This window comes from Stappia taiwanensis, assembly GCF_014635285.1.
In the GTDB taxonomy this organism is placed as follows: domain Bacteria; phylum Pseudomonadota; class Alphaproteobacteria; order Rhizobiales; family Stappiaceae; genus Stappia; species Stappia taiwanensis.
Window position 1 is genome coordinate 13,047 of the sequence record NZ_BMCR01000003.1, and the last position, 13,133, is coordinate 26,179.

A 13,133-nucleotide genomic window follows, 5' to 3' on the forward strand; every position below is an offset into this window, starting at 1 on the left:
CTACTAATTATGTGAGTTGAGATTGAGAGCGGCGGATTGTTATACGATCTAAGTGAACGACGTAGGTAATTCATGAAATATCAATAGCTGCCATGACTTAAAATAACTTCATTAGGTGTTATTTAAGATAACAAAACCTGTGATTGCATTGGGCCGCTATTGTTTCGATGGGAACGTGCCGAACTTTGGGGAGAGCAGCCGTGAAGATGCAGATCGTCGGTGTCGGTGTGGGGCCGGCCAATCTTAGTTTGGCGTCCCTTGTGTATCCGAAAGGGGTGCGAAGCCAGTTTTTCGAAAAGGACCAGGAATTCACCTGGCATTCGGGCCTCCAGCTTCCCAATGCCAGCCTGCAGGTGTCCTTTCTGAAGGATCTGGTCACTCTGGCCGATCCGACGAACCCGTTCTCTTTCCTGGGGTACCTGCACGAGCATGGTCGTACCTACCAGTTTCTGAACGCCCGGTTCGATGCGGTCACACGCCAGGAATTCACGCAGTATCTGCAATGGGCGGCGCGGAAGAACGAGAACATCCAGTTCGGCGAAGAGGTTGTTGACATCGATTTCGACGGCGACTTCGTGGTCACGACCACTGCAAGGACCGTGCGGGCGGAAAACATCTCGGTTGCGGTTGGGAAGGTTCCCTCGGTTCCGGCCTTCGTTGCCGGGAGCCTGGGCGAGACCACGTTCCACAGCTCCGACTACCTCAGGCACGCGGACAAGCTGGCGAACAAGCGGGTCGCCATCGTCGGCTCGGGCCAGTCTGGCGCCGAGATCTTTCTCGATCTGATGTCGCGGGAGGGGGCGGATGCGCCCGCGCATGTCTCCTGGGTGTCCCGCCGGGCCGGGTTCTGGCCGCTGGACGATTCGCCCTTCACCAATGATCTCTTCATGCCGTGCCACCAGAACTATTTCGCCTCTCTGGGCGAGACGACGCGGCAGCAGTTCCTGAAGGACAATGTCCTGGCCAGCGACGGCATTTCCATGTCGACCCTGAACGAGATCTATCAGGGGCTTTATCTGCGCCGCTTTGTCCGGCCGGCGAAAAACACCGTCGAGCTGTTGCCCAACCGGGCCGTCGAACATGCCGCGCCTGATGGGCCACGGTGGAATCTGCGCACCGTTCACGGCGAGGCCAACACCCGCGAGATGATGAATGTCGACGTGGTCATCTGGGCGACCGGCTACCGGAATGCACCGCTTCACTTCATGGATAACCTTGCCGAAAGGCTGCAGTATTGCGGCGACGAGGTTGCCGTCGACGACAATTTCGCAGCTCTCTGGAATGGGCCACGGAACCGGGCGATCCTCATTCACAACGCCAGCCGAAGCCAGAAGGGGCTCGCCGATCCGAATCTGAGCCTGCTTGCCTGGCGCAGCGCCAAGATGGTGGAGCGGATCACCGGCTTCCCCGCGTCGGTCGAGCCCATTCCGTCGGCGGTGTGCTGGGGGCCGCTCGCCTCGGTTTCCGACGAAGCGCGGAGGTCGGCATGATGACGACCGCTCCGTCCTTCGCCATCGTCGGTGGCGGTATCATCGGCTTCACCGTGGCTCGGGAAGTCTGCCGCGCGTTCCCCGATAGTTCTGTCACCCTGATTGACCGGGATGTTCCGGGATCCGGCGCTTCGGCCCGCTCCGCCGGGCTGCACTTCCCGCTCGGCCGGTATCCGCGCGTGCGCGAGATGAGCCGCTACAGCGAGGAATTCTATCAAGACCTCCGTGCGGAATTTCCAGCCGCGCCGATCCATCCGCTTGGGCTGCGCGTTCATTCGGCGAAGCTGGACCATGCCGGTCTTTCGTCCATGTTCACCAGCACGGTGACGCCTCTGGCGGCGGACGCGCAGCCCGGTTCTCTTGCGTCCGCGGACGCGGACTACCGCGTGTGGACGGTGGACGACGCCCAATATGCCGATGTTCCGGCTTTGATCGCCTTCTACCGCGAGGCGCTGGGGGAGCGACTGAGGACGCTTTTCGGCCTGAAGATCGCGAAGATCGAGGAGACGCCGGAGAAGGCCACCCTGTCGACCCATGACGGCCTCAGCATCGACGCCGACCATCTCATTCTGTGTCCCGGGCCCTGGGCGCTTTCGGACGTGTTCCGGCCCTACACCCGCAATCTCGATATTCGGATCAAGCGGGTCGTTGCCTTTCACATCGATGCGGCTGGCCTCCGGGAGGCGTCCTCCGTGCCGGCCGTGGATCTGTTCTTCGACGAAGACGCGTTCTTCATGCCCTGGGGCAAGGGGGACAAGCGTCTGTTCAGCTTCACCCGCAAGAAGTGGGACGTCACGCCAGAAGACTCCTACGGGGCGATTACCGCCGAGGACCGCGCCGAGGCGCTGGCGGTGCTGGCCCGGATCGCTCCGCAACTGCGCGATTCCGTCGGGGGCGGGCAGGTTTTCTGCGACGCCTATAGCGCAACCGGCGCGCCCGTCGTCGCGTCGGTCACGTCCTCCGGGCGCATTGTGTTCGCCGGGGCGGCAAATGGATCGGGCTACCGTCTCGCGCCGGCCATTGCCCGCAAGACGCTCAAGGCCATTGCGAAAGTACCTGCCCGGGAGATGGTGTGATGAGAGTTTTCAAGCTGAAGGACCAGTCGCTTCTGCCCGCGTTCGGGATCCAGATGGCTTCGGTCGATGCCTTTTCCGGAACGGCCGACGTCGGTGCTGGCTATGGGGTGATCGAACCTGAGGGTGTCACCGCCTTTCACCGCCACGATGAATGCGAATTGTTCGCGATCCTGGAAGGCGATGGCGTGGTGGAGGCCGACGGGGGGGACAGGATTGCCGTCGGTCCGGGCGATCTCGTCGCGATTTCCCCGTTCGACAAGCATGTGTTGCGCAATACCGGATCCGGCAAACTCGTTTTCGCAACCGCCTATTGGCGCGACGCGAAAACCGCAGTGACGGAAGCGGAGAAGGGGGCTTCGGCGCAGGAGGAGGCGACGGATCCGGCCGCCGAGGCGCCGTGTTTCGTCTTTTCCACGCCGCCGACGCCCAATGGCGATCTGCATCTGGGCCACCTGTCCGGACCGTATTTCGGGGCGGATGTCTTTGCCCGGTTCCAGCGATTGCTCGGCAAGACCGCCTTCCACATCACCGGGAGTGACGATTTCCAGAGCTACGTGATCGCCAAGGGGCGGCAGCTGAACAAGACGCCGCAAGAGGTCGCCGACCATTTCAGCCGCGAGATCACCGAGACCCTCGACCTTCTCGACGTTCAGATCGACCAGTTCACGCTGACCTCCCATGCACCGGACTATGAGCGTCAGGTGAAGGCATTTTTCCAGAGCGTGGCCGCATCCGACAGCGTTCAGCGCCGAGCCGACAGCGCGGCCTTCGATCCGACGACGGATGCCTATCTGTATGAGTGTGACATCAAGGGGCGTTGCCCGACCTGCGGATCTGGATCCGGCGGCAACATCTGCGAGGAATGCGGCGAGCCGAACCTGGCCTATGACATGCTGGACCCGGTTTCGACCCAGACAGGGGCAACGCCCGTGGTCCGCCCCTGCGAGCGCTATACGATCACCCTGAATGACTTTGCCGATCATATCCTCGGCGCAATGCGGGAAAGCAAGGCCAGCGCACGCCTTCAGGCTCTGGCCGAGCGGGTGCTTGCGCGTGAGGCGTTCCACGTTCCGATCACCCACCCGCAGACCTGGGGGATTTCGCCGACCGATCCGGACATGGCCGATCAGGTCTTCTGGGTCTGGCCCGAGATGTCTTTCGGCTTTCTCTATGGGATCGAGGCGCTCGGTCAGCGGACCGGACACGACTGGAAGGCGCTGGAGCCGCAGGACAATTGGAAGTTTGTCCATTTCTTCGGCTACGACAACAGCTTCTACCACACGATCCTCTACCCCGCGCTCTACAAGGCCGCCTTCCCCGATTGGCACGCGGACATCGAGTATCACGTCAATGAATTCCTGTGCCTTGAGGGCGATAAATTCTCCACCAGCCGGCAGCGGGCTGTCTGGGGCAAGGAGGTTCTGACCCCCGAGACGGTCGATTGCGTCCGCTTCCACCTTGCGCTGACGCGCGGCGAGGTCGAGCGCACGAATTTCTCGGTGAGCGCCTTGCAGGCCACAAACCGGGAGCTGATCGCGGAGTGGCAGGGCTGGCTTCAGGCCCTTGGAGACGAGGTGCTCGAGCGCCATGACGGCGTGGCGCCGGACGCGGGCGACTGGAGTGTGGATCACCAGGCGTTCCTGCAGCTGCTGGAGCAGCATCGCCAGCAGATCGAAACCTGCTACGGCTCGGCCGGCTTTTCGCTGAACAAGGCCGCCGAGACGATCCGCACCCTGGTGCGCGATACCATCAGGTTTGCCAAGGGCAATCGGCATCTGGCGGGCCACGCCGCCGCTGCGGATCGCCACAGAACGACGCTCGCCCTGCAACTGGCGGCAGCGCGCCTTCTCGCCGATGCCACCGCGCCTTTGACGCCGCGTTTCTCCGAAGCCTTGAGAAAGGGGCTGGGGCTTGATCCGGCCAGCGTCTGGCCGCGGACCATCGAGCTCTTGCCCGCCGGCAATCGGGTCACCTTGAGCGACCAGCGCTTCTTTTCCGAGAAGGTGGGCGAGAACGTCGCGCCGATCAAAGTGACGGATGCAGCCTGATGACGATCAAGGCCTGGCCACATGAGACCGCGCTTCTCAACGCTCTGTTCAAGCGTCGATGGAGCGCGGAGCACAAGCTCAGCGTCTATCGGTTTGGCGCCGAAGCTGAGGCCATCCCCCTGTCGGACCTGCAGGGGATGGTGGAAGGCGTGGCCGCCTGGCTGACATCCCTCGGCCTCGAGCAGCACGATCGGATCGGCATTTTATCGTCCAACCGGCTCGAATATGTCCTTCTCGATCTTGCCGCCCTCCGCTTGGGGCTCGTGACCGCGTGTTTCGACCCCGCGTCCTTTGCGCAAGAGACCGATCTGGCGGAAAAATACGGTCTGAAGCGGTTGTTTCTGGACGCGCGGCTTGCAAGCCCGCAATCGGGCGCAGACCACGTCTTGCCCATCGAGCGGGTGCTGGAGGAAGCGGGCAAGGAGCGGGACGGGGACAGTGCCGAGCCGGTTGCCTATGCCCCGGAGGATATCAGCACCATCAAGTTCACCTCCGGGAGCACGGGGATCGCCAAGGGGCTTGGCGCCACCGTCGGCAGCATTGAGCAATCCCTTCGCTCGACCCAGAAGCTGTTTTCGCACGGGCCGGGCGATACGCTCCTTGTGTTCCTGCCCTTGTCCTTGCTGCAGCAACGCTACTGGGTCTATTCGGCCATTCTCTATTGGCACGATATCGTGATCACCGACTCCCGGCTCGCGCTGGAGGCGATCCAGCGGGAGCATCCCACCGTGATCATGGGGGTGCCCGCCTTCTTCGACACCTTGAAGGAATACATCGAGATGTCGGCGGGCGCTGGCTCGCCGCGTGCTTCGGCGATCGATGTGTTGGGCGACCGCCTGCGCTATCTCTGGACCGGGTCCGCCGCCGCGCGGCCCGACACGCTGGAATTCTTCGAGGTCACCTGCGGGGTGCCGATCTTCGAAGGCTACGGTCTCAACGAGACCTGCATCACCACCAAGAACCACCCCGGCGCCCACAAGCGCGGCAGTGTCGGCAAGCCGCTGGACGGCGTTCGGGTCGAGATCGACGCGGAGGGCCAGATCCGTGTCTTTCGCGATCACCCGGTGAACACCCGCTATCTGTTCGCGCCGGAGGGCGCCTCGGAGAAGGTGTTCATGGCCGATGGATCGGTGGCGACCGGCGATCTCGGCTACATCGATGACGAGGGCTTTCTCTATGTGATGGGCCGCGCCGATGACGTGGTCGTGCTTGCCAACGGCAAGACGGTCTCGGTGCGCCCGCTTGAAGAGGCCATCCTCAGGCTGCCTGAGGTGAAACAGGCGATGGTGTTCGGCACCGGGCGCCCCGTTCTGGCCTGCCTGGTCTGTCCCGTGCCGGGGACCGATCCGGACGTGGTCAAGCGCGCCGTCCAGCAAGCCACGCGCGGCTTCGGATCCGAAGCCGTCGAACTGGTGATCCCCGTCGCCGATGGCTTTTCGGAGAGCGCGGGCCTTCTGACCTCGCAGGGAAAACTGCGCCGCCGGGCCATCACCGAACATTATGATCAGGAAATTCAACAGGCGTATGGAGACCAGTCATGAGCGAGCTTGAAACCACCATACGGCATCACATCGCGGCGACGGCGAAGCCCGCTCAGATCGCGCCGGACAGCATCGACCTTGACGTCGATCTCAAGCAGGAGTTCGGCATTTCGTCCATGAAGATGATCTTGCTGATGACGACCCTTTGCAAGGAGCTCGGGGTCACCTTGTCGAGCTTCGATGAAAGAGATCTGGCAGGCATCAACAGCGCGGGCGATCTGATCCGCGCCTTCGAAAAGGCCCGGGAGGGGGTGGCATCATGACCTGGAAAACCGTGTTCAGTCAAACGCTTGAAAACGAGCGTGTTCTCATGCGGCCCTTGCAGGCTTCGGATCGCGCCGAGCTTGCCAAGATCGTGTTCGATCCGGATATCTGGCGCTATTTCGTCGCCCGGATCGACAGCGAGGAAGACCTCGACCGGTTCGTGGAAACCGGGCTGGCCGACATCGCGGCGGGCCGGCGCGCGGTCTTCATGATCTTCGACAAGAAAACCGGAAAGCTGGCCGGCAGCATGTGTTTCGGCAATCTCGCCGAGGCGGATCTGCGGCTTGAAATCGGCTGGTCCTGGCTGTCCAGGGACTATCGCGGCGCGGGCCTCAACCGCTACGCCAAGCTCGCCCTCCTGACCCATGCCTTCGAGGCGCTGGGCTGCGCCCGTGTCGAGTTCAAGACCGACGTGTTGAACGAGCAGGCCCGCAAGGGGCTGCGCAACATCGGCGCCACCGAGGAAGGCGTGTTGCGCAGTTTCAATTTCATGCCGGGAGGTCGGCGCCGGGATGCGATCTTCTATTCGATTCTCGCGGATGAATGGCCCCGGGTGAAGGCGTTGCTGCTCGGGCAGGACCGTGTCGAGGGTGCCCGCGATGTCCAGCCTGCCTGACGTCATTGCGCTTGATGGCTGCCCTCTGACCCGGGGGCAGCAGCACGGCCGGCAGGCGGCCGGCCGCATCGCTGCGTTCCTTGACGATGGTTTGGCCCGTCTCGACACCTTCCTTGGGCCGGACATTCGGTTGTCGGATCTTGGCCAGGACATCGCCGCCTATGGCGCGGCGATCGAACGGGAGACGCCGGAGCTCTACCGGGAAATCGCCGGGTTGAGCGAAGGCGCCGGGATCTCGATGGACGAGGCCGTGCTCTTGCAGGTCCGCAGGGAACTGGCCGGGTTCAGCCGGTTCAACACCTCCGGCGACTGCACGACCTTCGCCCGCACGGGCGAGGGGGCGGTGATCGGCCAGACGGTGGACCTTGCCGGCGATCTCGACGATCAGGTCACCCTCCTGAAGGTTCGAGACGCGGCAAGCGGGCACCGAGCGCTGGTGATGAGTTTCACCGGGCTGCTCGGCTATCTCGGTGTCAACGATCGCGGTCTGGCCGTTGGCCTCAATCTGGTGCTTGCCGGCGACTGGCGGCCCGGGTTGCCGCCCTATCTGGCGATCCGCCACCTGCTCGATACCTGCGGCTCGGTGGAAGAGGCCATCGCCTGCCTTCAGGAGCTCGATCTTGCCAGCTCGCGCTGCTTCATGCTGTGCGACGGCAAGGCCGCCGCCTTTGTCGAGGCGATGGAGGGGAAGCTGGCGGTGCATCGCGGCGCGGAACTGACCCACACCAATCATTTCCTCGATCCCGCTTTCGCGCCGCATGACGAACTGAACATCTTTGCGCAAAACGGCTCGCGCAAGCGGTTTGAAGCCTGCCGGGACTGGCTGGCCTCTCATGACGCCAATCGGGAGCCGGGAAGTTATTTCGACCTGTTCAGCACGGAACCGGTCCGGGTGAAGGACAGCGGCAACAGGGCCGTTGAAAAAACGGTGGCCTCCGTTGTCCTCGATCCGGTGAACAGGAGCCTTCACGTCCGGGCGGGCGATCCATTCGGCGCACCGACCGCGTCCTTCGACATGGTCGGCTGGGGAGAGAACAGACATGAATGTGCAAACGCCTGATCGCAAGGCCGGCCACGCGCAAGATGGTGACTGGCTCGCGGCGGATCGCGCCGACCTGCCGTTTTTCGGCGACGAGCACCAGGCGCTGACGCGGCGCCTGTCCGACTGGGCAAGAGACGCGGAGCGTGAGATCGCCGAGGCGCTGGATCTGCCGCCGTCCGAGGCGGTCCGCCGGCTCACCCGCCTTCTGGGACAGGGCGGATGGTTTTCGCTGGCGCTCAAAGCCCCGGCGGACACCCGCAGCCTCTGCCTCATTCGCGAGGCCTTTGCCTATCGCCACGATCTTCTCGACTATGCGTTTTCCATTCAGATCCTCGCAGCCCTGCCGTTGGCTCTGTGGGGCAGCGACAGGCACCGCGCCGAGATCCTGCCCCGGTTGTGTTCCGGCGAGGAGATCGGGGCCTTCGCGCTCACCGAGCGTGACAGCGGCTCGGATATCTCCGCCATCGGTCTGCAGGCCGTGGAAACCGAGGGCGGTTACCGCCTGACCGGTCAGAAGAGCTGGATCGCCAACGCGGATATTGCCGATCAGGTCGTCGTCCTGACGCGGACGGGTGCGGGGACGGGGCCGCTTGGCCTGACGCTTTTCGTCGCCGACACCAGGTCCGAGGGCTGCCGGGTTGAGCCGGTTGAGCTGATTGCGCCCCGGCCCTTTGGCGACATTGCATTTGATGATTTCTTCGTTCCCGCCGACCGGCTTGTCGGCGATAAGGGAATGGGGCTTGCGGTTGCCATCGACACGCTGGAGCGCTGCCGGATCACCGTCGGTGCGGCCGCGAACGGCTTTGCCCGCCGGGCGGTGGTCGAAGCCGGCGGCCACGTGCTGGAGCGCCGCGCAACCGGGCGCCGTCTTGCGGATATTCCTGCCGTGCGCGGCATCCTGACGAGAATGACCGCCGCGATGCACCTGTCGCAACTGACCGTGACCGAAGCGGCCTGGGAGATGGACAGGGGCGGCGCGCGCAAGAGCCCGCTGTCCTCACTCGCCAAGCTGCATGCCACCGAGGCGGCCCAGGGTATCGTCGACCAATGTGTGCAATTGCACGGTGCCGCCGGGCTGGTGGCCGGATCCCTACCGGAAAACCTCTATCGTCAGATCCGCTCCCTGCGGCTTTATGAGGGGGCGTCGGAAGTGCAGGAAGACATCCTGAGCGAGGCGGTCATGGCCGGAAGCCTTCGCTAGAAGGCGCTGCCTGATGCAGGATCGCGTCAGCAAGCAGCCCGGCACTGGTGGCCGCGTGAGTGGCGGATGGTCGCTGTCGGGCGGATTTTCGCCGCTCCGGGGGCGGCGCCCATTCGTGCGGGTGGCACTGCTCGATCTGGGCGATCTGGCACCTTTGCTGACTGCACGCATGATGGCCGATCTCGATCCGCAGGAGCGGCGGCGGGCCGGGATGCTGCGGTCTGCCGCCTTGCGCGCCGAGTATGTGCTTGCCCACGGGCTCCTGCGGCATCTGTTGAGCTGGACCTTTCAGGTGCCCGCCCGGTCCTGGGCGATTTCCGCCGACGCCGCCGGCCGGCCGCATATCGTCTCGCCCCACCCGCATCGGGATGTCGCGGTGTCCCTGTCCCATACGCGCGGGTTCGTGGCAGCCGCAATCGCCCGTGGCTTCAGGGTCGGTATCGATGCGGAACGGCGGGACCCGTCGCGGTCCCAGCTCGATATCGCCGACCGCTTCTTCGCGTCGCATGAGGCGGCGCGCTTGCGGTCCTTGCCGCAGCACCGGACGAACTCGGAATTCACCGCCCTGTGGACCTTGAAGGAAGCCTTTGTGAAGGCCATCGGCAAGGGCTTCGCGCAACCGCTGAAGAGCTTCTCCTTCGACGGCGCGACGCCTGCGAGGGTCGCGTTTCACGATGCGGAACTGGGGGCGGCGGAGCGCTGGCGCTTCGTCTCCGGTGCGTTCGGCAGCGTGCATGTCTCGCTTGCCTGCGAGCCGACGACGATGGAGCGACCCCGCCTGCCCATGGAGGCGGTTGCTTTGGCATCCGGACGGCTTCCGCCCATCGGCAGACGCATAGTGTAGCTGGGGCAATGATGGGTTTCGCGGGCCGAGAAGGTTGCCGTCGCGAAAGCGCCGGACCCGATGGGTCCGGCGTCTGGTGTCGATGGCGCGTCAGTCCCTGAGGACCGCCATGCTGTCCGTGTCCCAGCCAATCCACACCGGCGCTTCGCCGACGGACTGGCCGACATCGGTGTCCACATAGGCCTTGAGACGCGCTCCTTCCGCCTCCGCGACCTCCAGATCGACCGCCATGCGGCTGCCAAGGAAGGTCTTGCCGACCACCCGGGCCTGAAGGGCGTTCGGTGTGTCCGGGCGCTGGGCGTGAAAGCCGAGGCGTTCAAGACGGATCGAGGCGGTGATCGCGTCGCCGGTGCGGGGCGCGCCCGCCGGGGCATGGCCGCGCAGGGTCTGGCCGCACCAGTCCATCACCACCGCATCGCTGTCGACGCCGCGCACCTTGCCGGTCAAGAGGTTGGTCTCGCCGATGAACTCGGCGACGAAGCGGGTCGCCGGGTGGAAATAAAGCTCCTCCGGCGTGCCGTCCTGCTCGACCCGGCCATGGTTCATGACGATGATCCGGTCGGACATTGTCAGCGCTTCTTCCTGGTCGTGGGTGACGAAGAAGAAGGTTTTCGAGGTGCGCCGCTGGATCGACTTCAGCTCCTGCTGCACCTGACCGCGCAGCTTGGCGTCGAGCGCCCCGAGCGGTTCGTCGAGCAGAAGCAGGGCCGGATCGGGCGCCAGCGCCCGCGCCAGCGCCACCCGCTGCCGCTGTCCGCCGGAAAGCTGCGCCGGATAGCGCTCGGCGAAGGGCTGCAGCTCCAGGAAGGACATGATCTCGTCCGCCCGCCGCTTGATCGATGCGCGGTCGAGCCCCTGCAATTCCAGACCGAAGCCGATGTTCTGGCGCACGGTCATATGCGGGAACAGAGCGTAGTCCTGGAACACCATGTTCACATGGCGCTTTTCCGGCGGCAGGCGCGTCACGTCCTCGCCGTCGAGCAGGATGCGGCCGCGATCCGGCTGCTGGAAGCCGCCGAGGATGCGCAGCGTCGTCGACTTGCCACAGCCCGACGGGCCGAGGAAGGTGACGAATTCGCCGCGGGCGATGTCGAGATCGAGGTTTTCCAGCGCGACGGCCGCACCGAAGCTTTTGGAAATGCCCTGAATGCGCACGAGAGGATCTTGAACGGTCATCCTTCGGTTTCCTTCTTCAGGCGGCGGGTGAACCGTTCGGCCCAGATCCCGACGACCGCCGTCAGGATGAGCGCCACGGTCGCGATGGCGTTGATTTCAGGGGACATGCCGGAGCGCAGCTTGGCGAAGATCAGAACCGGCAAGGTCGGCTCATAGCCGCCCAGGAAGAAGGAGCGGACGAAATCGTCGAAGCTGAGCAGCAGGCAGAAGATCGAGGCACCGAGAATGGCGGGCACCAGATAGGGCAGGGTGATCCGCAGGAACGCGATCAGCGGATCGGCGCCAAGGTCGCGCGCTGCTTCGATCTGGCTCTTTGGCAAGGTCGACAGGCGCGCCATCACAACCAGCACCACGAAGGGCACGTTGTGGACCGCATGGGCCCAGACGATTGCCCCCATGCCCGGCTCGATGCCAAGGCCCCGCGCGTAGATGCGGAAGGCAATCGCGGAGATGATGCCCGGGACCAGCGCCGGCAACACCGTCAGGCCGAAGATCACCGCCCGGCCCCAGAAGCGCCGGCCTTCGAGAAGCACGGCGATCCAGGTGCCGACGACGACGGAGATCGCCGTCGACAGTACGGCGATCACCACCGAATAGCCGAAGGTGGAGAGCACTTGCGCGTCGGCGAAGACGCCCGTGTACCATTCGAAGGTCCAGGAGCGGATCGGGAAGCCGATGAACTTGCTGTCCTTGAAGCTGACCAGAACCATGAGGATCAGCGGCACGAAGACATAAAGCACGAAGGCCCAGTAGACGCAGGAGAGAAGAACGCGGTTGCCCCGGTTCATTTCACGTCCCCCTTTCGCAAGGCGCTCATCAGCCGCTGGAACACAACGGTGACGATCAGCGCGGAGACGAACATGATGGTGGCGAAGGCCGCGCCCGTCGGCCACTCGTCGCCGGCGACATGAAAGAAGCCGGCGATGGTCTCGGCAAACACCGTCGTGGACGGACCGCCGAGCAGGACCGGTGTGGCGTAAAAGCCCGTGGCGATCAGGAACACTAGCGTGCAGCCGGAGGAAATGCCCTCGATGGTCAGCGGCAGCGTGACCCGGCGAAAGCGGGTCCAGGCGCCGGCGCCGAGATCGGCGGCCGCCTCATTGTAGCTTTTCGGCAGCTTCTCCAGCGCCGAGTAAAGCGGCAGCAGCATGTAGAGCGCGGTCAGGTAGACGATGCCCATGCCCATGGAGAAGCTGGTGTACATGAAGGGAATCGGCCGGTCGATCAGTCCGATGCTGCGCAACAGAAGGTTCACCGCGCCGGTGTTGCCGAGCAGGATCATGATGGCGTAGGTGCGCACGATCTCGCCCACCCAGAACGGGATGAGCAACAGCAAGAGCATCAGCATCTGGTTCTTCCGGCTGACGTGCCGGGCCAGGTAATAGGCCACCGGATAGGTGAGGATCAGCGTGCAGAAGGTGAAGGTGGCGGCGAAGAACAGGGTGCGGAAGAACGGCATCCAGAAGATGCTGTCGCCGAAGAAACGGGCGTAATTGTCGAGCGTCAGATGCTGCTCGGTGCCAGCGGCGACCGGATAGGCGTCGGTGAAGCTGACGCCGACCATCTGGATCATCGGGCCGAGATGCTGGGTCAGCACCCAGAGAATGGGGAAGAGCGCGAGGATCAGAAACTGGCGGCGCGGCGAGGCGGCGACCAGTCCGGCGAAGGCGCGATAGGGCGACCAGTTGACGAGGCGCCCCCAGAAGGTGCGATCGGCCTGCCGCAACGTGCTCGCAGCGCGCTCGTTCCGCGCGGATGCGGCGTCATAACTCATGAGGGTCCCTTTCTCCTCAAGCGGACCGCCCACCCCCGAAAAGGGCCCGGGGGTGGGAATT

The 13,133-nt window shown here is 64.2% G+C and carries 12 protein-coding genes; 9 read left to right on the plus strand and 3 right to left on the minus strand.

Going from position 1 to position 13,133, the window contains the following annotated elements:
• Nucleotides 1-206: 206 nt before the first annotated feature.
• The 9 genes from IEV83_RS07470 to IEV83_RS07510 are packed head-to-tail and all read left to right on the plus strand — an operon-like array spanning nt 207 to nt 10,122.
• Nucleotides 207-1,490 carry a lysine N(6)-hydroxylase/L-ornithine N(5)-oxygenase family protein gene (locus tag IEV83_RS07470; RefSeq protein WP_181760901.1) on the plus strand — a complete coding sequence of 428 codons (1,284 nt, stop codon included), beginning with the start codon at nt 207-209 and terminating at the stop codon, nt 1,488-1,490.
• Nucleotides 1,487-2,566: an NAD(P)/FAD-dependent oxidoreductase gene (locus IEV83_RS07475; protein ID WP_181760868.1), complete on the plus strand. Its 1,080-nt coding sequence runs from the start codon at nt 1,487-1,489 to the stop codon at nt 2,564-2,566. The genes IEV83_RS07470 and IEV83_RS07475 overlap by 4 nt, the downstream gene beginning before the upstream one ends.
• On the plus strand, nt 2,566-4,614 hold the full coding sequence (locus IEV83_RS07480; protein WP_181760867.1) for a class I tRNA ligase family protein: 2,049 nt from the start codon (nt 2,566-2,568) through the stop codon (nt 4,612-4,614). Before IEV83_RS07475 ends, IEV83_RS07480 begins: the two co-directional genes overlap by 1 nt.
• The gene (locus IEV83_RS07485) at nt 4,614-6,155 is read left to right on the plus strand and encodes an AMP-binding protein (RefSeq protein WP_181760866.1); all 1,542 of its coding nucleotides are present in this window, start codon (nt 4,614-4,616) and stop codon (nt 6,153-6,155) included. Before IEV83_RS07480 ends, IEV83_RS07485 begins: the two co-directional genes overlap by 1 nt.
• Nucleotides 6,152-6,418, plus strand: a complete 267-nt coding sequence (locus tag IEV83_RS07490; RefSeq protein ID WP_181760865.1) for an acyl carrier protein — start codon at nt 6,152-6,154, stop codon at nt 6,416-6,418. Before IEV83_RS07485 ends, IEV83_RS07490 begins: the two co-directional genes overlap by 4 nt.
• The gene (locus IEV83_RS07495; protein WP_181760864.1) at nt 6,415-7,035 is read left to right on the plus strand and encodes a GNAT family N-acetyltransferase; all 621 of its coding nucleotides are present in this window, start codon (nt 6,415-6,417) and stop codon (nt 7,033-7,035) included. Before IEV83_RS07490 ends, IEV83_RS07495 begins: the two co-directional genes overlap by 4 nt.
• Nucleotides 7,019-8,095 (plus strand): C45 family autoproteolytic acyltransferase/hydrolase, encoded by a 1,077-nt coding sequence (locus tag IEV83_RS07500; RefSeq protein WP_181760863.1) that lies wholly within the window; start codon nt 7,019-7,021, stop codon nt 8,093-8,095. Before IEV83_RS07495 ends, IEV83_RS07500 begins: the two co-directional genes overlap by 17 nt.
• The gene (locus IEV83_RS07505; RefSeq protein ID WP_181760862.1) at nt 8,076-9,278 is read left to right on the plus strand and encodes an acyl-CoA dehydrogenase family protein; all 1,203 of its coding nucleotides are present in this window, start codon (nt 8,076-8,078) and stop codon (nt 9,276-9,278) included. Before IEV83_RS07500 ends, IEV83_RS07505 begins: the two co-directional genes overlap by 20 nt.
• 13 nt (nt 9,279-9,291) lie before the next feature.
• Nucleotides 9,292-10,122 carry a 4'-phosphopantetheinyl transferase family protein gene (locus IEV83_RS07510; protein WP_181760861.1) on the plus strand — a complete coding sequence of 277 codons (831 nt, stop codon included), beginning with the start codon at nt 9,292-9,294 and terminating at the stop codon, nt 10,120-10,122.
• A 90-nt stretch (nt 10,123-10,212) separates the two neighbouring features.
• On the opposite strand, the gene IEV83_RS07515 is transcribed toward IEV83_RS07510, so the two are convergent.
• Genes IEV83_RS07515 through IEV83_RS07525 form a run of 3 tightly spaced genes read right to left on the minus strand, consistent with a single transcriptional unit; the run spans nt 10,213 to nt 13,072 of the window.
• Nucleotides 10,213-11,298, minus strand: a complete 1,086-nt coding sequence (locus IEV83_RS07515; protein ID WP_181760860.1) for an ABC transporter ATP-binding protein — start codon at nt 11,296-11,298, stop codon at nt 10,213-10,215.
• A complete protein-coding gene (locus IEV83_RS07520) occupies nt 11,295-12,086 on the minus strand; it encodes an ABC transporter permease (RefSeq protein ID WP_181760859.1) in 792 nt (263 codons plus the stop codon). The genes IEV83_RS07515 and IEV83_RS07520 overlap by 4 nt, the downstream gene beginning before the upstream one ends.
• Complete coding sequence (locus tag IEV83_RS07525; protein WP_181760858.1) at nt 12,083-13,072, minus strand: ABC transporter permease; 990 nt, start codon at nt 13,070-13,072, stop codon at nt 12,083-12,085. The genes IEV83_RS07520 and IEV83_RS07525 overlap by 4 nt, the downstream gene beginning before the upstream one ends.
• Between the last annotated feature and the right edge of the window lie 61 nt (nt 13,073-13,133).